19 protein-coding genes and 1 other annotated feature are annotated in these 21,737 nt (G+C 36.1%); of the genes, 5 read left to right on the top strand and 14 right to left on the bottom strand.

From position 1 onward, the window contains the following. The first annotated feature begins 292 nt into the window (after window positions 1-292). Both I586_RS06310 and rnjA read left to right on the top strand, forming a co-directional pair. Window positions 293-505 (top strand): DNA-directed RNA polymerase subunit epsilon, encoded by a 213-nt coding sequence (locus I586_RS06310; RefSeq protein ID WP_010765978.1) that lies wholly within the window; start codon window positions 293-295, stop codon window positions 503-505. Window position 506: 1 nt separating this feature from the next. Then, window positions 507-2,177 (top strand): ribonuclease J1, encoded by a 1,671-nt coding sequence (rnjA, locus tag I586_RS06305; protein ID WP_010765979.1) that lies wholly within the window; start codon window positions 507-509, stop codon window positions 2,175-2,177. 58 nt (window positions 2,178-2,235) lie between these two features. Here the strand turns inward: rnjA and I586_RS06300 are convergent, their stop codons facing one another. The 3 genes from I586_RS06300 to I586_RS06290 all read right to left on the bottom strand — a co-directional run bounded on the left by I586_RS06300 (window position 2,236) and on the right by I586_RS06290 (window position 4,457). Further along, window positions 2,236-3,456 carry a glycosyltransferase gene (locus I586_RS06300; RefSeq protein ID WP_010765980.1) on the bottom strand — a complete coding sequence of 407 codons (1,221 nt, stop codon included), beginning with the start codon at window positions 3,454-3,456 and terminating at the stop codon, window positions 2,236-2,238. Then, complete coding sequence (locus tag I586_RS06295; RefSeq protein WP_010765981.1) at window positions 3,453-3,890, bottom strand: MerR family transcriptional regulator; 438 nt, start codon at window positions 3,888-3,890, stop codon at window positions 3,453-3,455. Before I586_RS06295 ends, I586_RS06300 begins: the two co-directional genes overlap by 4 nt. A 117-nt stretch (window positions 3,891-4,007) precedes the next feature. Continuing rightward, on the bottom strand, window positions 4,008-4,457 hold the full coding sequence (locus I586_RS06290; protein WP_010765982.1) for a universal stress protein: 450 nt from the start codon (window positions 4,455-4,457) through the stop codon (window positions 4,008-4,010). 177 nt (window positions 4,458-4,634) lie between these two features. Between I586_RS06290 and I586_RS17365 the strand changes: the two genes are divergently transcribed. Beyond that, window positions 4,635-4,784, top strand: coding sequence for a hypothetical protein (locus tag I586_RS17365; protein WP_010765983.1), 150 nt, complete (start codon window positions 4,635-4,637; stop codon window positions 4,782-4,784). A gap of 488 nt (window positions 4,785-5,272) precedes the next feature. On the opposite strand, the gene I586_RS06280 is transcribed toward I586_RS17365, so the two are convergent. The 4 genes from I586_RS06280 to I586_RS06265 form a co-directional block, all read right to left on the bottom strand. After that, a complete protein-coding gene (locus I586_RS06280) occupies window positions 5,273-5,473 on the bottom strand; it encodes a cold-shock protein (RefSeq protein ID WP_010760372.1) in 201 nt (66 codons plus the stop codon). Between the two features lie 149 nt (window positions 5,474-5,622). Continuing rightward, window positions 5,623-6,291, bottom strand: coding sequence for a RadC family protein (radC, locus tag I586_RS06275; RefSeq protein WP_034702193.1), 669 nt, complete (start codon window positions 6,289-6,291; stop codon window positions 5,623-5,625). An 87-nt stretch (window positions 6,292-6,378) separates the two neighbouring features. After that, entirely contained in the window at window positions 6,379-7,038 is a 660-nt protein-coding gene (locus I586_RS06270; RefSeq protein WP_010765986.1) for an HAD family hydrolase, read from the bottom strand. 40 nt (window positions 7,039-7,078) lie between these two features. After that, window positions 7,079-8,398 (bottom strand): bifunctional folylpolyglutamate synthase/dihydrofolate synthase, encoded by a 1,320-nt coding sequence (locus I586_RS06265; protein ID WP_010765987.1) that lies wholly within the window; start codon window positions 8,396-8,398, stop codon window positions 7,079-7,081. A 370-nt stretch (window positions 8,399-8,768) separates the two neighbouring features. Here I586_RS06265 and I586_RS06260 point away from each other — a divergent pair, with 370 nt between their 5' ends. Beyond that, window positions 8,769-11,336, top strand: coding sequence for a YfhO family protein (locus tag I586_RS06260; protein ID WP_010765988.1), 2,568 nt, complete (start codon window positions 8,769-8,771; stop codon window positions 11,334-11,336). Between the two features lie 21 nt (window positions 11,337-11,357). Beyond that, window positions 11,358-11,951 carry a TVP38/TMEM64 family protein gene (locus I586_RS06255; protein ID WP_010765989.1) on the top strand — a complete coding sequence of 198 codons (594 nt, stop codon included), beginning with the start codon at window positions 11,358-11,360 and terminating at the stop codon, window positions 11,949-11,951. A 55-nt stretch (window positions 11,952-12,006) separates the two neighbouring features. Here the strand turns inward: I586_RS06255 and I586_RS06250 are convergent, their stop codons facing one another. The 7 genes from I586_RS06250 to I586_RS06220 all read right to left on the bottom strand — a co-directional run bounded on the left by I586_RS06250 (window position 12,007) and on the right by I586_RS06220 (window position 21,568). After that, a complete protein-coding gene (locus I586_RS06250) occupies window positions 12,007-14,652 on the bottom strand; it encodes a valine--tRNA ligase (RefSeq protein ID WP_010765990.1) in 2,646 nt (881 codons plus the stop codon). Window positions 14,653-14,738: 86 nt separating this feature from the next. Continuing rightward, window positions 14,739-14,956: a binding site (T-box leader), on the bottom strand. 44 nt (window positions 14,957-15,000) lie between these two features. Then, complete coding sequence (gene tpx / locus I586_RS06245) at window positions 15,001-15,492, bottom strand: thiol peroxidase (RefSeq protein ID WP_010765991.1); 492 nt, start codon at window positions 15,490-15,492, stop codon at window positions 15,001-15,003. Between the two features lie 116 nt (window positions 15,493-15,608). Beyond that, entirely contained in the window at window positions 15,609-16,262 is a 654-nt protein-coding gene (locus I586_RS06240; protein WP_010765992.1) for a redox-sensing transcriptional repressor Rex, read from the bottom strand. A 155-nt stretch (window positions 16,263-16,417) separates the two neighbouring features. After that, a complete protein-coding gene (gene thiI, locus I586_RS06235; RefSeq protein WP_010765993.1) occupies window positions 16,418-17,623 on the bottom strand; it encodes a tRNA uracil 4-sulfurtransferase ThiI in 1,206 nt (401 codons plus the stop codon). 34 nt (window positions 17,624-17,657) lie between these two features. Next, a complete protein-coding gene (locus I586_RS06230) occupies window positions 17,658-18,806 on the bottom strand; it encodes a cysteine desulfurase family protein (RefSeq protein ID WP_010765994.1) in 1,149 nt (382 codons plus the stop codon). A 145-nt stretch (window positions 18,807-18,951) separates the two neighbouring features. Further along, complete coding sequence (ezrA, locus tag I586_RS06225) at window positions 18,952-20,673, bottom strand: septation ring formation regulator EzrA (RefSeq protein ID WP_010765995.1); 1,722 nt, start codon at window positions 20,671-20,673, stop codon at window positions 18,952-18,954. Window positions 20,674-20,902: 229 nt separating this feature from the next. Beyond that, on the bottom strand, window positions 20,903-21,568 hold the full coding sequence (locus tag I586_RS06220; RefSeq protein WP_010765996.1) for an HAD family hydrolase: 666 nt from the start codon (window positions 21,566-21,568) through the stop codon (window positions 20,903-20,905). Between the last annotated feature and the right edge of the window lie 169 nt (window positions 21,569-21,737).

Below are 21,737 nucleotides of genomic sequence, written 5' to 3'. Positions count from 1 at the left end.
TGAATAATATTTCTTTAAAGTGATAAGTCTGTTTCTATACTTATTCGCCGTTTTATGATAAAATACGTTTAATTGTTGTACACACAACACAACGGACGGTTGAAAGAAAGTACAGTTTCCATAAAACAAGGAGCATGAAGCAAAGTCGAGGCTTCATTTCATCATTAACGAAGGTTTTTGGTGACATTTGTTTTTAAGGTGGACAACCACCTCATTTTGTTGTGTTCAAAATTATAGTAAAAAATATAAAAATAAATAATTAACTGCTCAGGCAGATAAAGGAGAAAATACAATGATCTATAAAGTTTATTATCAAGAAACAAAAATAAGAAACCCAAAAAGAGAAGATACAAAATCTATTTATGTTGAGGCTGAAAACGATGTTATCGTTCGCCAACAAGTTGAAGAAAATACCCCATACAATATTGAATTCATTCAAGCACTTGATGAAAATCACTTAGCTTACGAACAAGAGCATGCGGACTTCTCTTTAACGGAGTTTTAATATGAAAGTAAATATAAAAAACAATGAAACCGGCGTTTTTGCGATAGGCGGTTTGGGCGAGATCGGAAAGAACACGTATGGGGTTCAATTCCAAGATGAGATTATTATCATCGATGCTGGTATTAAATTTCCAGAAGATGATCTTCTTGGGATCGACTATGTTATTCCAGATTATAGTTATATCGTTCAAAACCTGCACAAAATCAAAGCGCTAGTTATCACTCATGGACATGAGGATCATATCGGTGGTGTACCGTACCTGCTACGTCAGGCAAATATCCCAATCTATGCTGGTCCGTTAGCATTAGCTTTGATCACTAATAAATTGGATGAACATGGTTTACTTCGTGATGCTGAATTACATGAAATCAACGAAGATACTGTGATTCGTTTCCGTAAAACATCTGTAAGCTTTTTTAGAACAACTCATAGTATTCCAGATGCATTAGGTGTTGTTGTGAAGACACCGTCTGGTAATATCGTTGCAACAGGCGATTTCAAGTTTGACTTTACACCAGTTGGTGAACCAGCAAACTTACATCGTATGGCAAAATTAGGTGAAGAAGGCGTTTTGTGTCTATTATCAGATAGTACCAATGCTGAAATCCCAACGTTTACTAAATCAGAGAAGACAATCGGATCTTCTATTTTGAAGATTTTTGAAAAAATCGATGGTAGAATCATCTTTGCAAGTTTTGCCTCAAATATTTTCCGTCTACAACAAGCTGCTGATGCCGCGGTTGCAACGGGACGTAAAATTGCAGTGTTTGGTCGTAGTATGGAAAATGCGATCGTCAATGGGGAACAACTAGGTTATATCAATGTACCTAAAGGAACCTTCGTTGATGCCTCTGAGCTTAACCAACTACCGGCTAATGAGACCATGATCTTATGTACCGGTTCTCAAGGTGAACCGATGGCAGCACTAAGTCGGATTGCTAATGGAACACACCGTCAAATATCCGTACAACCTGGCGATACAGTGATCTTTTCAAGTTCACCGATTCCAGGAAATACAACAAGTGTTAATCGTTTGATCAATTTGCTTTCAGAAGCAGGCGCTGAAGTTATTCATGGTAAAATCAACAATATCCATACTTCAGGTCACGGTGGTCAAGAAGAGCAAAAATTAATGTTGAGCTTAATGAAACCTAAATATTTCGTCCCTGTTCATGGTGAATTTAGAATGTTGAAAATCCATGCATCGTTAGCACAAGATGTCGGCGTTCCTGCTGAAAATTGTTTTATTATGGAGAATGGTGATGTATTGGCTTTAACAGCTGATGACGCTCGTATTGCAGGACATTTCAATGCGAATGACGTGTATGTAGATGGTAATGGTGTCGGTGATATCGGCAATGTCGTTTTACGTGACCGTCGAATTCTTTCAGAAGAGGGCTTAGTTTTAGCTGTAGCAACAGTTGATATTAAAAATAAAGAAATTCTAGCTGGTCCAGATATTTTATCTCGTGGATTCGTTTATATGAGAGAGTCAGGCGAAATGATCCACGAAGGACAGCGTTTATTATTTAACGCAATCCGCGAAGCATTGCGGGATGACAATTGTACAGAAGCAAAATTGTGTGATGCAATCACAGCTGCTCTACAACCGTTCTTGTTTGAAAAAACAGAACGTCACCCAATGATTTTACCAATGATCATGACTTCATGAGTTTTACTTATTATAAAAGCCAGAACAGGGATAAAAAACATTCCTGTTCTGGCTTTTTTTATTTAGTCACAGTCGTTAAAAATTGCATAAGTTCTTGGGCTGCTATCTTACTCCCCTTAAGTGGTTTTAATTCTTGCTGTAACTTTTTAGCTTGCTGCTCATAGACTGAATGATTCAAAAGTGCTTGAAGATTCTGCTTAAACAAATACTGATCCTTTAATTTACTTTTTTTTATTTGGATTGCATTTCCATACTTAGTGCAACAGCTGATATTATACTCTTGTTCTTTCTGTAAACCAATGCCGATAAATGGTTTCCCAGCGAGGCATGCGGTCTGAACCGTTCCTTCTCCACCATGAAGAACACAAGCTGTTACTTTATTTTGCACCTCCATTGCAGGTAACCAGTCATAAAGATGTACATTTACAGGAAGTTGCTCTATTTGTTTTTCTGTTAAGTAACTTCTCATTGGGCTGATCACCTCAACATCTAATCCATCAAAATTACGTAATAACTCAAAAATGAGTTGACGATTAGCCGAACTTCCCATACTACAATAAATAAGAGGTTTTGTACTTGTTTCTAGCAACTGTTGTAACTGAGTTGGTATCTCTTCATTTAAATTTGCAAAAATAGGCCCAACATAAATACTGTCACTTGGTAAATCAGGATTATTAGTTAATAATTCAGGTGTGGTGATACAATTTAAATCAGCGGACATAGCGTCGATCGTATAGTTAAATCGATCTTTTACATCATACTCTTCTATCAGCTTTTTAATATTTTTTGGAAGCCATTTTAAATTTAAAATAAAAGATTGTGCTAGTTTTTTTAAATAGGGATTTGAATCTTTCATGAATAGTGGTCCTTCTACATGAGCCCGACTATAGGCATAGGGCTTAACATAAATCAATGGAACCTTTTTGACACGGGCACTGATCAATAAGCTGATCGTAGAACCAATAATTATCCCGTCTGGATTAAGCTTGTTAATCAATTTTAATTCATTTTCGATCCTCATTTTCAACGTATCATAGGTAAAAGGAATTTTGAACGATTTCATTTGATCAAAGTTCATGATGTTAACGATATCTGTCTCTGTTAAATGAGGTGCTAAATAGTTAAATTCAAACCCTGCTTCTTCAATAAAATCAGCAAATTTTCGACTATAGCCCATAAAAACACAATTAGCTTCGGACTGGCATTCTTTGGCTACTTCGATCATTCTAGTTGTTTCAGCTAAATTAAACGTTTCTGGTGCGAATAATAATGTTTTCATTGAATTGTTGCCTCAGGTGTTGAAATCATATGATAGATTTGCTCAACATAAGAATCGATTGCACGTTCTTCCTCATCGTTAAAATCCTTTATTTCTGGGATTTTTTCGAATAATGATACCATTTGCTGATAATAGTCGATTTTATCTTGGAATAGCTTTTTCTTAGCCTTTATCAATTTTTCTGTTTTTTCTCTGCAGTCAGTCGTGGTCTCATCTGAGATTAAGCCTAATAGTGTTTGCATTTCTTCAAGGTTAAATTCACCATATTTCATTACCAAAATGTATTTGATCATTAATAAATCGTTCTTTTGATATACTCGATAACCGTTGTCTTCTCTGCTCGGTTTTAGTAAGTCAATCTTATCGTAATATCGCAAGGTTGATTTTGGGACTCCAAGTATTTTAGCAGCTTCTTTTACTGTTTTTCCTGTCATTTGATTCCTCCGATTACTTTTTTTGTACTATAACATGAAACCTGACTTTAATGTCAATAGTAAAAAAGCAACTGACAGACTCAACGCCTGCAGTTGCTTTTTTCTCTTATTTAAACTCTAAACTGTTTTATTCACCACTAAAACATTGGCTTTCGTATGATTGACAACATAAGACGTCGTTGATCCGACCATTAATCGCTCAAAACCATTTAGCCCAGTTCGACCAATTACAATTAGGTCGATCACTTCTTTTGACTCGGTAAAATCAGCAATCAAGTTTTTCGGATAGCCATACATAACATAGGTAAATACTTGGGTTACTCCTGCTTCCAAAGCTTTTGTCTCGCGTTTTTTCATTTCTTCTTCTTCTCTTGTACGAAGATCTTCCATCAATGTTCCCATCGACATCGTTAGTTCGCCAAAATAGTTCCCCATTTCTTCGATCACAGATAAAATGTGTAATGTTGCACCATTTCGTTTAGCAATTTTTATCGCCTCTTGAAAAGCCTTTTCAGACTGATCAGAACCATCTACAGCAACTAAAATATTCTTATACGATTCTCCCATGATAAAAAACCTCCTTCTTTGTACTATTATTATACTACAAGAAAAGGCTTTCAACAAAAATACTGCTATGAAAAAAACTTTCTTCTTTACACATCAAACAAGCCATGTTATAGTAATCATGGAATTTCGTTATCAGATATCGTTGCCTTTCATAAGAATCAAGAGAGGAGAATTATTATGACATTTGGTAATAAAGTATTAAAATACCGTGTAGCACTTGATACAAAGAAAAATTTGTTTATGGCCATTGATGCAAATGACCAAACAAATGTAGCTTATGGTATCACGATTACACAAGCAGTAAAAGAATTGAAAAAATCTATTTAAGGAGTTATCAACCTAAATGAGCGATTCAAGTTCTAATACGATTTAAAGGCATCCAGTGAATGGTAAATCACGGATGCCTTTTTTGTTTGCTTCATTTTTTTATGTGAATCCTCACTGTGGGTAATAGAGATAAATCATTATTAAACTGATTACTAGCAGCACAAAGCCAAAAGCACCTAGTGGTATTACCATACCGTTCCACGCTTTTTTATTAGTAAAGGCTCGCCAACGATAGAGAATACTTGCTAGTCCTAGAAACGCCAAGGATACAAAAAAGATTATTAAAGAAATATTTAGCATGTTTACCACCTCTTATAAGTAGTCTACAACTTCTATAAAAAAAAGATAGTAACAAAAATGTAAGAATACGCAAATCAAAAATGACACCAATTTTAACCTATTCAGACATACGCTCACCTTAACGAAAACAAGTTCTTCTCATAAAAAAAACATCTAGCATAAATGCTAGATGTTTTGGAATGGATGAATTAGTTTTTTACAACGTTAACTGCTTGAGGTCCACGATCTGAATCTTCAACGTCGAAGCTTACTGATTGTCCTTCTTCGATTGTTTTGAAGCCTTCACCTTGGATAGCTGAGAAATGTACGAATACATCGCTACCGTCTTCGCGAGAGATAAATCCAAATCCTTTTTCTGCGTTAAACCATTTTACTGTTCCTTGTTCCATTCTTTTGTTCCTCCTCGTGCTTAAGCACTAAATATTGTAACATTGCCCGTGTACGATAGAGGGTTTTAAAAATTAAAACTTCTATATTGTCCCAAACAAGATTACACTAACATTGTACATGCGAACCCTTATTTTTGCAAGAAATCTAATTAGTCTGCTGAAAAAAAATTTTCTTCTCTCATGCTGGTGTAAACTTGTTCTCCGATAATAATATGGTCTAATACTTCAATTCCCATCATCTTTCCACATTCTTGCATTCTTTGCGTAAAATGAATATCACTTTTTGACGGAGTAGGATTACCACTGGGGTGATTATGGGCTAAAATCAAACGTGCCGCAGAATATTTCACTGCACTGCGAAAAATCTCTCTTGGGTGCGCCACAGATTGATTTAGTGATCCTTTAAAAACAGTCTCTTGCTTGATTACTTCGTTTTTAGTATTTAAATATAAGCAAACTAAATGTTCTTGTTGAAAATCTTGCAATTCATAGATTAAATTTTGAGCAATTTGATAACTGGATGAAACCTTACCAAACTTTAACTGCGTGCTTTGTTGGATTCGATAACCAAATTCAATCGCTGCTCTAACTTCAATTGCTTTGATTCGTCCAATTCCTTTGATTTCCATCATTTCGTTCAGCGTAGCATTTTTCAATTCATATAAATGATTGAAATAATTTAAAAATTTTGATGCTACCTCCATTACATTCGTATCCTTCGAACCAGTTCTTAATAGAATGGCTAGTAACTCTTGATTCGACAGCGCCTTCTCTCCTACAACTTCCAAGCGTTCACGCGGTAAACAATCTTCCGGCATTTCTCTAATAAATAATTTTTCTTCTTTGATCAAAAAAATCACTCCTTTGTATGCTTCTAGTAAAAGATACGCAAAGGAGTGAAGATTCTATTTTTTTAAATATGCTGGAACTTGAGTTAAGCTTTCAAATATTTCCAGTGTTTTTTCTTTAATTTCATCTGTTGGTGCTAATAAGTCTGGAACCATGATCACAGGGATTCCAGCAGCCTCCGCCGCTGTTACACCATGAAAAGAGTCCTCAAATATCAAGGTATTAGCTGCTTTTGTCCCAAGATGAGCGAGTGCTTTTTGGAATATTTCTGGGTCTGGTTTTGCTCGGCTCACATCATTTGCTGATATGATTCCAGAAAAACGTTCCTTTATCCCAGCACCATCTAATAATAATTCGATTGCTGGCCGAACATTACTTGAAGCCACAATTCTCGGGATTTCTTGTTGATCAAGAAAATCGAGTAATTCCAACACGCCTTCTTTTAACGGGACTTTACCTGATTCAAACACTTGGTAAGTATCGTCATACGAACGTTGAATGAACTCATCTACTTTTTCCTTGCCGAAATCCTGATAAATTCGATGATAATTCTCTTGTACCTCTTCATCAGATACACCTAAAAACTGCAAGTAAACTTCTTTACTATATGGAAAGTTCATCGCATCTGCTATTTTTTGAGTTGACTCATAATAAATCAGTTCCGTATCAAATAATAAACCATCCATATCAAAAATGACACCATCGATTTTTTTCATTTTATCCTCCACTTAATATACTTAATCTTTTTTCGCAAAACTATTCTGCACTGTCAGATCCTATGTTCAATAATAATTCCCGGACTTGGGAAACAAAATAAAGGGAACCTGTAACTAACATCAAATCATCTGCCGACATTTTCTCCAAGATTTCACCCAAACCAAACTGCCACAGTGAAACGATCTCTGTTTTATCATCCTCAAAATGTTCCATTTTTGTTAATTCGATTGCTCGAGGATAATCAAATGTCGTCAAATAAAGATGTGCATTGGGTACTTTTCTTAATATAGCAATCATTTGATCAATATTTTTTGACGACAACGCTGAAAATAAAATATGAATATCTCGATTTGGAAATTCTTTTTTAAGATTCTCAGCTAGTCGATGCATCGCATGATCATTATGTGCACCATCCAAAATAATCAATGGTTCGTCACTGATTTTTTCCATTCGAGCTGGCCATTGTGCCTGCATCAAGCCTTGATAAACATCTCTATCTGTAAAATTGATTTTTTGCAGCATACAATAGAGATAAAATAATTGAATCGCCACTGCAGCATTTTCTACTTGATGACGTCCTAATAATGGAACTTTCACTTTTGGTAATTTGCCTGCTGCTCCGTAAAAATCAAAGATTTCTCCCCAATTTTTATCTGGTCGTTGATATTCCGCTTTGTAGTCTTTATCATAGCGATAGACTTTACTGTGCTTTTTAGACGCTACTTCATCGATCACGACAAAGGCATTTTCTTCAATATTACCAGTCACAACTGGAACTGATTCTTTAATGATCCCAGCCTTTTGAAAGGCGATTTTTTCAATAGTGTCTCCTAGAATCTCAGTATGGTCTTTTCCAATCGTAGTAATAGCCGTTAGCATTGGCTTCACTACATTCGTACTGTCTAATAGTCCGCCAAGTCCTACTTCAACAATCGCGATATCGACTTTTTCATCCAAGAAATAATCAAGCGCCATAACAGTCAACGTCTCAAATTCAGTGATCCCTTCGCTTGTGGGTTGCTGATCCATTTCTTTGACCAACTCTTGATATTTTTTTACATACTGAATGATATGATTGTCCGAAATTCCTTGTCCATTGATTGCGATTCGTTCATTAAAGTGCTCGATGTAAGGAGAAGTAAAGGTTCCTACTTTTAACCCTAATTCTTCTAACATACAACGTAAATACGTTACGGTTGAGCCTTTTCCGTTGGTACCAGCAATGTGGATCGTGGGTACTTTTTCTTCTGGATTCCCGACTCGTCTTAATAATTCTTCCACCCTATCTAGGCCGGGTCTGGAACCAAATGGCAGTCTGCTATGAATCCAATCAATCGCTTCTTCTATCGTTAGTGACATCTTATCAACTCCTCACGTTCTATTATATCGAAAGCTGAACTGCTTTTCACTAATTAACGACTTTAATTCTGTAAATGATCAATTTACATACATAATCAGGTCATTTTATAAAAAAGAGTAAACAAAGGCTTTATTCCATTTAAATAGAAATAGATGTGCTAAAATAAACAAGACTATATGTATGAACTGAAGATAGAATCTTTTGCATCAACTCTTGACCCTATGATAAACTAGAGTCTTCGTAAACCATTCATACCATAATTGTAAAAAAGTAGTATTGTTGCAGGTAGTTCGCTTGATTTATCAAGATTGATTGGACCTTTATCCTAAAACAGTTACACATCATTAGAATAAAGGAGCCGTATAACCTATGTTAAAATCTAAAAAAAATGTATTGATCTGTGGGAGTTTTCTCCTTCCTTTTCTATTATTGCTTATACTTTGGTCTATTTTAGGATTAGCACCATTTGGCAATAATAATCTATTAGTTAGTGATTTAGGCACACAATATATGCCATTTTTAAGTTCATTTAAGCAATTTTTTCAAGGAGAGACCAATTCTCTTTATTCCTTTTCAGACACACTTGGTAGCACCATTTTGCCCTTGAGCGCGTATTATTTATTAAGTCCTTTCAATTGTTTGGTCTTGTTTTTTTCTTATGAACAATTACCGATCGTGATTTTGTTGATCATTACACTGAAAATCTCGTTTATGGGAAGCACCATGTTTTATTATCTTCAAAAAACATATCAACAGGCGACTATTTCTACGCTACTTTTTTCAACTTCTTATAGTTTGTGTGGTTTTGTAACAGTTTATTGTTTGAATTTTATGTGGTTGGATGCTTTGATTTTATTTCCGTTACTTGTTTTAGGGATTCAGGAGTTATGGTCTCATAAAAAGTATCTACTCTACTCCATTACACTATTTTTGAGTATTGTTACTAATTATTATATGGGGTATATGCTTTGTATTTTTGCTGTCTGCTATAGCTTATATTGGTACTATCAAAAAATAGAATCTCCTAAAAAGAAAACGATTTGGCAACTCATCAAGGATGGACGTTTATTTTTTGTGACTTCTTTTCTTACTGGAATCAGTACTAGTTTTATTTTGATTCCTGCTATCGAGGGAATGCTTGAAACTAAAAAAACGAATTTTGATTGGCAAACATTTTTACCTACACCAAATTTTGGTCTTAATTTCTTTTCACAGTTTGGTCTGGGCAGTGTAAATTTCGAATGGCGCTTGGAACATTTACCAACGGTTTTTTCTGGTATTTTGATGGTTTTACTTTTTATTGCTTATTTTCAACTAGCCACTATTTCTAAAAAAGAAAAATTTGGGGCCGCCTTTTTGATTGGCTTTATTTTCTTGAGTTTTTGGCTAGAATTAGTGAATACAGTTTGGCATATGTTTCAAAGTCCAGCGGGGTTCCCTTATCGAAATACCTTCATCTTTAGTTTCTTGATCATCAAATTTGCGTATGAAGCCTTTCTTAAATTAAAAGAAGGAGCCACACTTCGTCTGCTTGTTCCCACGATTTTTTCTGTGTTATTGGCGATTGGTTATGTATCATTGAAATTTTCAGAGGAAAAAATATTTCTTTTATCCGATCATTATTTTATTATTAGTCTATTTAGTATTTGGCTAACATTTGCTTTCGTTGTGTTGATTCAAAAAACGAATGGCGCAAAAAAAAGGAGCTTATATGCCTTCTTATTTTTAGTTGTTTGCTCTGAGTTGGTTTTTAATTTTTGGATTAGCTTTAAGGATATTCCATTTGGTAACCAAGAAAAATTTGCCCAAACATTTCAGATTCAAGAGAAAATCATTTCTGATTTAGAGGATACAAATTCGACTCTATTCCGGATAAAACAAACGATCGACTCAGATGCAGCTGGCTATAATGAGAAGAACAATGGCTATAATAACCCTATTTTATATGGCTATGCAGGTGTTTCTAGTTATACGTCTACTTTAGATGCGAAAACGCAAGATACACTCCAAGCTTTGGGATTATATCAAAAAAATGACCGTAGAATTGCGTATGTCGATGATTCAAGAGTCATCAACTTGTTGTTGAATGTGAATTATCTACTAACACCTGAAGTTAAAGCTCATCAGGAAAACATTTCTAATGATCCTACAACCAATATTTATAAAAATGATGAAGCGATCGGTATGGGCTTTTTGGTACCGCAAAATTTTGAGACGTTCAAATTAGAGAAAGATCAACCTTTAAAAAATCAAGAAATGATTTTACAACAGATTCAGCAAAACAAAGACGACTATTTTAGAGAAACACAAAAAATTTCATGGACAAAACAAGAGAATAATCACTACACGCTTACCACAAGAACAACTGCAAATGGTGAACTTTATCTCTACGCACCTGAAATCAATTGGAAAAAAATCACTTCATTTACAGTAAATGGCGAAAAAATCCAGCCCGCAGTTTATATTGCAACTAATCAACTATTCAATCTTGGTCATTTTAAAAAAGATGCTATCGTTACCCTAGAGCTCGAGTCAAAAAAGGAGCTTGATGATAACATAATCGAACTAAAAACCTTACAACAGGAACAGTTTGATTCCTTAATTACGAAGCAAAAAGCGCAAGCAATTCAGTTGAAAGAAGAAGTTTCTGGGATATTAACTGGCGAAATCACCGTAACCGATCCTGAGAAAACCTTGCTTTACTTAGCGATTCCATATGAGAAGAATTGGAAAATTATGGTGGATGGTAAGGAAGTTAAAGCAAAATCTGTCTTAGGGAATTTTACTGGCATTGACTTAACATCTGGCAAGCATCAACTCACCATGCATTATCAACAACGAAACTTTATCGTGGGCGTTTTTATTAGCATTTCTGTCCTTTTGAGCGTATTATTTTATCAACTATCAAAACGGTTTAAGCATCGAAAATCCAAGTAACGTTGAAAGGAAACTGCAGCCATGGGGAGCAAAATTCTGAAACGAATCATCTATGTACTGCCTATTATAGGCGTTATCTGTTTTACTGGTCTGGTAATTTATGGTTATTCTAAAGGGATTTTCCATTCAGTTCAATCCTTGCAAGACTTTATCAAGCAATTTGGTGAGTATGCAGTGTTTATTTTTCTCTTTTTACAAGTAGTTCAAGTAATCGTCCCCATTCTTCCGGGAGGGATTTCAACTGTTGTTGGTATGTTGATGTTTGGTAATCTTCAAGGTTTACTTTATAGCTACGTTGGCTTGATCATTGGTGAGATCATCGTATATTGGCTAGCTCGTTATTACGGTAAGTCCTTTGCACGACTGATTTTAACAAAGAAACGTTACTTGAAATTCGAAAAAATGTTAGATCGTCCTGAAAGAGGTATTAAGAAATTAATGATCATCACGTTGCTTGTTCCTTTTGCGCCAGATGATTTAGTTTGTTTAGTCGCAGGACTTGCAGACTTTCCTTTTAAGGAGTATCTGAAAATTTTACTCGTCTTTAAACTTTGGTCAGTGGCAACTTATGGATACGCGATTTTGTTCTTGTTTAATCACTTCTTGATTCGTTAAAAATGTTAAAAGAAAAAGAACAGAAATGCCTACTTTTGGCATTTCCGTTCTTTTTCTATTTCACTGTACGAAGCTGCGCAATTCGTTCTTTCACAACGACTTGTTTTTCCAAATAATCTTTTTCTTTGGCTTTTTCAGCTTCTACAACGTCATCTGGCGCATTAGAAACAAAGCGTTCATTTGCTAATTTTCCTTGTACACGTTTGACTTCTTGTGTCCATTTATCTAATTCTTTTTCTAAACGGGTAATTTCTTCTTCTACATTGATCAAACCTGCTAATGGTAAGTATAGCTCTGCCCCAGTTAGAACTGCTGACATCGCTAATTCTGGTGCAATGATATCACTTGCAATCGTCAACTCTTCTGGATTACAGAAACGCTCAATGTAATTGGTATTTTCAATCAAGAATTTATCTACCGCTTCATCACTTGTTTTGATCAATAATGTGATTGGTTTAGACAGTGGTGTATTCACTTCAGCACGAATATTACGTACTGCGCGAATCACTTCTTTTAATACTTCCATACCACGAGCGGCTGTTTCGTCTGAAAGTTCTTTCTGAACAACTGGATAATCAGCAATCACAAGGGATTCACCTTGATGCGGAATATTTTCCCAGATTTCTTCGGTCACAAATGGCATGATTGGGTGCAATAGACGTAAAATTTGGTCTAGTGTATAAACTAAAATGCTACGTGTTGTTTGTTTTGCCCCTTCATTTTCGCCGTACAGAATTTCTTTACTCATTTCAATATACCAGTCACAGAAATCATCCCAGATAAAGTTATATAACTGACGACCCGCTTCACCAAATTCAAAACGATCGAATAAATCTGTTACACGCGCAATCGTTTCGTTTAGGCGTGTTAAAATCCAACGATCTGCTACTGTTTTCTCACCGCTAAAGTCAATATCCTCATAAGACATCCCTTCAACATTCATGATCACAAAACGGCTGGCATTCCAGATTTTATTGATAAAGTTCCAAGAAGCATCCATTTTTTCATAACTGAAACGCATATCTTGACCAGGTGTAGAACCGTTCGACATAAACCAACGCAATGCATCTGCCCCGTATTTATCGATTACTTCCATCGGATCGATTCCGTTCCCTAGAGATTTACTCATTTTACGTCCATCTTCTGCTCTGATCAGACCATGCATCAAGACATTTTTAAATGGTGCCTGTCCAGTAAATTCTAAACTTTGGAACATCATGCGGCTAACCCAGAAGAAAATAATATCGTAGCCTGTTACCAAAGTACTTGTTGGGAAATAACGCTTAAAGTCCTCTGCTTCCTCATCTGGCCAGCCCATTGTTGAAAATGGCCATAAGGCTGAACTGAACCACGTATCTAATACATCTGAATCTTGGGTCCAATTTTCAGGATCACTTGGCGCTTCCATGCCAACGTACATTTCACCTGTTTCTTTATGATACCAAGCAGGAATTTGGTGTCCCCACCATAATTGGCGTGAGATAACCCAATCATGGACGTTTTCCATCCAACGTAAGAAGGTTTGATTGAAACGTGGTGGATAAAATTCTACAGCGTCCTCTGTGTCTTGGTTTTTGATGGCTTTTTCAGCAAGTGGCGCCATTTTAACAAACCATTGTGTGGATAAACGAGGTTCAACAACAACACCTGTACGCTCTGAATGACCAACACTGTGATTCATGGTTTCAATTTTAATCAAACGACCCATTTCTTTTAGATCAGAAACGATCAATTTACGTGCTGCAAAACGGTCCATCCCAGCATATTTACCTGCTAAATCATTCATAGAACCGTCTTCATTCATGACATTTACACGAGGTAAATCATGACGATTACCTACTTCAAAGTCGTTAGGATCGTGAGCTGGCGTGATTTTTACGACGCCTGTTCCAAATTCCATATCTACATATTCATCGGCAATGATCGGAATTTCTTTATCTACTAAAGGTAATGTGACAGTTTTACCAATCAATGCTTGGTAACGCTCATCTTCTGGATGAACTGCGATTGCTGTATCGCCTAACATTGTTTCAGGACGAGTCGTTGCGATTTCCACAACCCCTGTTCCGTCAGTTAGTGGATAACTCATATGATAAAAGGCACCCTCGATATCTTTGTGGATAACTTCGATATCTGATAAGGCTGTTTTTGCTTTTGGGTCCCAGTTAATGATGTATTCACCACGATAGATCAAGTCTTTTTCATATAAAGAAACGAACACTTTGCGGACTGCTTGAGATAATCCATCATCCAAGGTAAAACGTTCACGACTATAATCTAGAGAAAGTCCCATTTTTGCCCATTGTTCACGAATGTGAGAAGCATATTCTTCTTTCCAATCCCAAACTTGTTCAACAAATTTTTCACGACCTAAGTCATAACGAGAAATGTCTTGTTCTGCTAACTTTTCTTCCACTTTTGCTTGTGTTGCAATACCAGCGTGATCCATCCCTGGCAACCATAATGTGTCGAAGCCTTGCATTCTTTTTTGACGAATGATCATATCTTGTAACGTTGTATCCCACGCATGACCTAAATGTAGTTTTCCTGTAACATTTGGCGGTGGAATTACGATTGAATAAGGTTTTGCTTCTTTATTGCCATTTGGCTTGAATAAATCTTGATCTAGCCATTTTTGATAACGGCCTTGTTCAACTTCTGTGGGTTGGTATTTTGTCGGTAGATTTTTTTCTTCTGACATACACGTTCCTTCTTTCTGATTTTAATTTAAATTAGTGGAGACGTTTTTCATGATAGACATGCAAAAAGCCCTAAAATACTTTCGTATTTTAGGGCGTAAACTCTGTACGCGGTACCACCTAAATTGTGTTTGGATTCTCCAAACACCGCTCATTGTGAGGTAACGATCACTACTCGAATCATTCTACTAAATTCAAATCATTGACTCCCAAGCTACCTTCTTACTGGTTATGTGAAAATCTTCCACCAAACGATCTTCTCTCTATAACGATGCCAGTAATACTCCTCTTGATCATGGTCTTTGGTTCATTTTACCATTGAAGTTGAGGATAAGTCAATTTGAAAAAAATTAGCGTGCCGCTTTTGCTTTTTCCAAAGCAGTAGCATAATCTGGTTCTTCCGCAATCTCTGCAGAAATTGCTTCATAAACAAGTTTTCCCTCTTTATCGATTACAAAAATCCCACGAGCTAAACGGCCCATTTCAGGGATAAATAATCCATATGCATCGCCAAAAGTTCCTTCTGTATCATGCAAAATTTCCATATCAACGCCTTCAGCTGCACACCAATTCGCTTGTTCCTCTTTCGTGTTATTAGAGATCGTAATGAATTTTATATCCTCTATTTGTGCCGCTTCTTGATTGAAACGTTTTGTTTGTAATGAACAAATCCTAGTGTCAATGTCCGGTACAACACTGATCAAGACTGGAGTTCCTATGAAATCTGATAGATTCACTGTTTTATCTGCCAAATTTTTTAATGAAAACCCTGGAGCTTGGCTCCCCACTTCAGGTTGCGTACCGATAATTTCTACTTCTTCGCCTTTTTTTGTTACTTTCATTCTTCCTTTTCCTCCCCTAATTAAAAACTTTACTGATTTATGAAACACAATACGTTAAATTGTTCTATCTTTATTCAGTATAGAGGAAGACAGTTCCGATGACAAAGTTCTTGCTTTTATACTTTTGTTTTTGAAAATGTTTCATCAAAATAAATCAATGTTTGCAGCTCCGTTGTCAAATCAATATATTGAACATTCACATCGTGGGGCACCGTCACACGGTCAGGGGCGAAATTCAAAATAGCTGTGATTCCTGCCTCGACAATCTTATCTATTGCTTCTTGTGCGTACTGACTAGGCACGGTTGATATAGCCACACTCACACCTGTACGTTTAACTTCTTCAGCTAATTTTTCCATCGGCTGGATAATAATATCATCGATCGACAATCCTACAAGGGATTCTTCTGTATCAAATGCACATACAATGTTCAAATTTTCATTTCTTCTAAAATTATTTTTAACTAACGCTTTGCCTAAATTACCGCAACCAATCAACGCGATACGTTTTTCTTCTTGCGTGTTTAAGATATGGCTAAAGACTTCGATCAAATAAGGGACATCATAGCCATAACCACTACGGCCCAACTCACCTAGATGGGAAAAATCACGTCGGATCGTTGCCGAGGGTACTTGGATCACATCGCTAAATTCCTTTGACTTGATCCGTGTGACACCAGAATCTCCTAACATTTTTAAATAGCGTAAATACATTGGCAGTCGCTTAGCCGTAGCTTTAGGCATTGTTTTTTCTTTATGTAGTTCTTTCATTTCTCAGCCTCCTTGTTACTTTTTTCACATATGTATAGTTTAGCATGCTTGAAGAGTCCGAGCAACTTGTTTGTGAAAAAAATAGCAGATATTAGAAAAACCTAATGAAAAAAAGAACAGATTCGATAGCGTTATCAAGTCTGTCCTTTCACCTTTTATAATAAATCAGAAAATTCTTCGTTTTGTTCGCTTACTTCCGTTATTTCACTAACTTTGAGTCCTGCCATTGAGCGAGCCATTAATCCTTCAATATCTAAACGCGCTTCGTAAGCTTGAGCTTTATCTAATTTAGGTCTCGTTTTCGGTTGAGGTGGCGCAAAAATGGTACAACAATCTTCAAACGGTTGGATTGCTAATTCAAAAGTATCGATTTTTTCAGCGATTTCAATGATTTCTCCTTTATCCATTGAAACCACGGGTCGAATAATTGGCGTTGTCGTGACTTCATTGATCGCGACCATGCTTTGTAAGGTTTGTGATGCCACTTGTCCCAATGACTCACCATTAATGATGACTAAACCTTTCCTAGCAACACGTATGGCATCTGTTAAACGTAACATCATTCGACGCGTTACAGTCATTAAGTACCCTTCTGGTACAACACGTTTGATTTCTTCTTGGATTTCAGTAAATGGAACTTCAATAAATTGAATACTACCAGCATATGGTGCAATTTTTGCTGCTAGATCTTTAGCTTTTTGCAAGGCTTGTTCACTCGTGTACGGAGGACTAGCAAAATGAACCGCTTCTACTTCCACTCCACGTTTCATTGACAAGTAACCTGCTACTGGCGAATCGATTCCGCCTGAAAGCATCAACATACCACGACCGCTCGTTCCAACAGGTAATCCACCAGCACCACGAATCGTTTCATAGGATAGATAGGCCCCTTCTTTCCGAATTTCAACACGAATCTCGATATCAGGTTTTTTCATTTGTACAGCTATCTCAGGGAATACGTCAAAAACTGCTCCCCCTAGTTCACGGTTCAATTCATTCGTATCTAATTCAAAACTATGGTCCGAGCGCTTAGAAGTGATTTTAAATGTTTGACCTGGCTGATATGCTGACTTGATGATTGTTTGCACCATTTCTCGAATTGCTGGCATTGTTTTTTCTACGCGAACACTTGGAGAAAAATTTTGAATACCAAAGACTTTCTCTAGCTTAGGTAAAATTTGTACGCTGTCTTCTCCATTTAATAATAAATGCATTCGATCTCTGTCAGCGTGGATTTTAACAGCTGGAAAATCACCCAGCACTCTTTTGACGTTTTGTGCTAATTGGGAAATAAATAGTTTTCTATTTTTCCCTTTCGTTGAAAGCTCGCCATAGCGAACCATGATTTCAGTGTATTTCAAATTTTTCAATCCTTTTCTATAATGTTTGATTTTCTTATCCATTGAGCACTAGAAACTTTTTATACAGTTGATTAAAGATGATCATAAACTGTTCTGCTTCTGCAATCGTATTACTTTCATCTAAACTGACTCTAATCGCAGAAGTTGCTAATGAATCTGGAACATTCATCGCATGTAATGTGCTACTTGCGATCTTCTTACGGCTAGAACATGCACTCGTCGTTGAGGTGTAGATTTGTTTCTCTTCTAATGCGTGTACCAAAACTTCTCCACGAATTCCCTTTAGCGCAAAACATAAAATATGAGGCGCAAAGTCGGCTGTTTCTTTTGAAAAAACCGTCACGTTCGTATATTCTTGTAAAGCTTCAACTAAATAGCGGCGAATAGTGGCTGTATGCTCTGGTTTTTCTGATTTTTTATCCATGTATAAACGCAATGCCTTAGCCATAGAAACAATGCCTGCGACATTTTCAGTTCCACTTCTTTGATCATTTTCTTGCCCACCACCTGTTAAAAGCGGCGCAAGCTTACGCCCATGTTTCCAATAAATAAAGCCTACACCTCTTGGTCCATGAAATTTATGTGCAGAAAATGTTGCAAAATCTACTCGAGGTGTTAACCACTGCTCTTGTGAAACTTTCCCGATTGCCTGTACAGCATCCACATGAAAATGAATCGTTGGATAATCTGCTAAACAGTCACTGATAGCTTGGATCGGTTGAATCGATCCAATTTCATTATTTACCGCCATAATGGAAACAAGGATCGTATCTTTTCGAATCAATTTGGATAATTCTTCTACGTTCACAAACCCTCGTTCATCAACTGGTGCAATGGAAAGTTCAAACCCATTTTCAGCTAATTGTCTTGCAGTTTCAGAAACCGCAGGATGTTCAATATCTGAAATAATAATATGACGACCAAAAGATTTTTTCTCCATAGCCGTTCCTTTTAGCACCCAATTATCGCCTTCCGTTCCACCACTTGTAAACGAAATCTCATCTGGCTTCACTTCGATCAACTCAGCTATTTGCTTTCGGGCTTGTTCCATTAAACGATTGGCTTGGTTGCCTAGATCATGCAAACTAGACGGATTCCCAATAATTCGTTGACTAACTTTTACATATGTATCTAAAGCTTGAGGATAAATCGGCGTTGTTGCACTGTTATCAAAATATATCATCTAAAAACCTTCTTCTTTTGAAATTCTTTCCTATTATATACTTTCTGTTTTAGTAGTTCAACCAAACTAACAGAATTCATTAAAGAATAAATAAAAACAAGCAAAAAGACGAGACCACAGTCTCGCCTTTATCATTTACTTCCTATTACATTGCATCAAGATTATTGAAGTAGAAATCTTCAATTCTTCTAAATGCGCCTGGTTCCACACGTTCAAGTGCAGTACCGATCTCATCTAAAGCATCTTGATATCTGTATTCTTTTGAAAATAATTCTAAACTATTTTCCATCGCTACACGAATTGCTTCATGTGTATGGCGATAACGATTAGCGTATTGCATCATTTGTTCTGTTAATGCTGCTGAGTTAACTAAATCATTTGTTTTCTTATCTAGCAATTCTAGATCTTCGTTACAAAGATCAGAAAGTTTTCTAATTTCTTCCATGTTGATTCGGATTCTGTTTAGCGCTTTGCTTAATTCTTCAATGCGGTCTGTTGCAACAAAGAAGAATTCTAAGTAATCAGCTGGCAATCCTGGTAAACGTTGTTTTTCAACATGACGTTTGATATTGCGTAAACGGAAATCATATTGGTCAACTTTTTCTTGCGCTGCTTTTTCACCTTTACGTAGTTCTTTTAGAGAATCATCGATTTCAACTTGTTGATTTTCGATATCATCTAAGATTTTGTAGCAATCTTTAAAGAATGCTTGAACTTCTGAATAAGGAATCGTGTGTTCTTTTAATTTTGGTTCAAAGTCTTCATAACGACGAATCAATTCTTCGATTTCAGTTTGGAAACCTCTTGAACGACCTAATTCATTATGGTTTAGTGTGTAGCTTTGAGACGTGTGATCTAATTCGATCATCAACTGACGATTATTTTTTAATGCATGTGCGATGTAATCACCAACGACTTTACGATTTGTAATCACGTATTTCTTCGCATTGATCTCACGTTCCATGATTTCATACAATGCATCGATTGCATTCGCTGTATCACGATTCGCTACTTCAACTGCGTCAACTTCTGTCTTCTCTAAATCAACTGTTGAATTTTTCACACGTTTTTGTACGCGTCTTAACTCGTCTTCGAAATTCTTTTCAGGAAAAACATAATGATCTGCAAGCAGACGTTTGTATCCTTCTTCGATTTCTTTTAATTGATCTGGGAATGTCCGGTTCAATTCGTCATAAAGTGGTGGGATACGTTTCATCACATCATCTAATTCATAAGTGTGACGTTCCGCATTTTCCAATACTTCACGCGCTTCAATCGGATCACCTGACGTATTCAATGTGACAAATTGAGTGAACTCGATTTCGATATTTTTGATTTGTTTTTGCAATTCAGGATACGCAGAACCAAATTCTGATTTTTCATCATGAAGTAATTTACTGATCTCTTCGTAAACATCTAAAGCTTTTTGCACTTCAAGTGAATTACGCTCTTCACTTTCGCGCAATTCTTTCAGACCATTACGAATGATCTCAACTTCTGATTCCATCTCAGTCATTGTCTGATCTGCTTCAGCAACTGCTTTTTTAGCTTTCATAAAACGGAAGGTTTCATTTAAATTTTCAACTTCAAAAATCTGACTTTCTAGCTCTGCAAAAGAACGAGTAGAAATCTCGGTCCAACGTTGATTCCATTCTCTAAATGTGTTCTGACTTTGCCCGACCATGTGCATCTTTTTAACATCATCGACCTCTTCGATCACTGGTAAGTCGAACAGCTCTTCTTTCCTCTTTTCCAGATCATCGAGTTTCATTTGATTTTTCTTTCTCATAAAATAACCAATTAAATACAAAACAGCTGCGATGATTATTATAGATAAAACTACGATAATGATCAGATTATTCTTCATTCATGGTTCCTCCGTTTATTAGTCCATATATGATATGTTACTGCCGATAAATAACAAAAACGCCTTTATCTACAGTCACAATATTCTATTATCTACTTAAATTTCCTTAAAAACACCTACAGAAAATTATAGCACAAACCTGTCCATCAAGCACTAACTAATTGTATTTTTTTAAGAAATATTTTGAGTTTTTATTATTGTTACAAATTCGTTCTAGCTAATAGCCAGTTTAACCGACTTGTTCTGTCTTTTGCAACTTTTTACACATATCACTTAATGTATTCAATTGTTCGTGCGCTAATTGTTGATCCATACCAAAGCGTGTATCTTTTAAAGCCCACACGGTTGTGCCAGCATCATATGCTGCCCGAATCCCTTTTTCGGAATCCTCGATAGCCAAACAATTTTTGGCATCGATTCCTAACTCATTGATTGTATACTCATAAATTTCAGGATTTGGTTTGCTTTTTTGAAATTGTGTTCCACTGACAACCACATCAAAGTAACTGGTTAATTGTCCGACTTTCAGTACTTCTTGGATCACTGCCATCGTTGATGAAGACGCTAAGCCTATCTTATAGCCTTTACGCTTAAAGAATTGCAGCACTCGTTTGGCATCTGGATCGACCAACTGTCGATAATCAATAGGATGTTCTCTTTTATATTCATGGTATTTTTCGTTTAAAAAAGCTTCATCATAGATTGTATCATTAACTTCAAGAATCGTCTCCCATAAACTTCGCATATCGGCGCCAATAAATAATGGGATCGGAATCTGTTCAATAGATAAATCATATTCTTTAAGGAATGCTTTTCTGCGTTGGTAATAAAACTCTTCACTATCGACTAATACACCGTCCATATCGAAAATGATTCCTTCATAATCTTGGGTCATTTTGGTGCTCCTTTTTTTGACTATTCTTATTCAGCTCTACCAGTCTAACAAAAGTTTGAAAAAAAATGAAGAAATTTGTTGAAAAATAACTGAAAAGAACGAATAATTGTCATTTTTGCGGTTGCTTTTCCCACCATATTTCGGTATTCTTTTACTATTATAATGAAAA

Source organism: Enterococcus moraviensis ATCC BAA-383 (assembly GCF_000407445.1).
In the GTDB taxonomy this organism is placed as follows: Bacteria; Bacillota; Bacilli; order Lactobacillales; family Enterococcaceae; genus Enterococcus_L; species Enterococcus_L moraviensis.
Note: the sequence above shows the minus strand (reverse complement) of the source record. Positions and strands in the feature narration are given on the sequence as shown.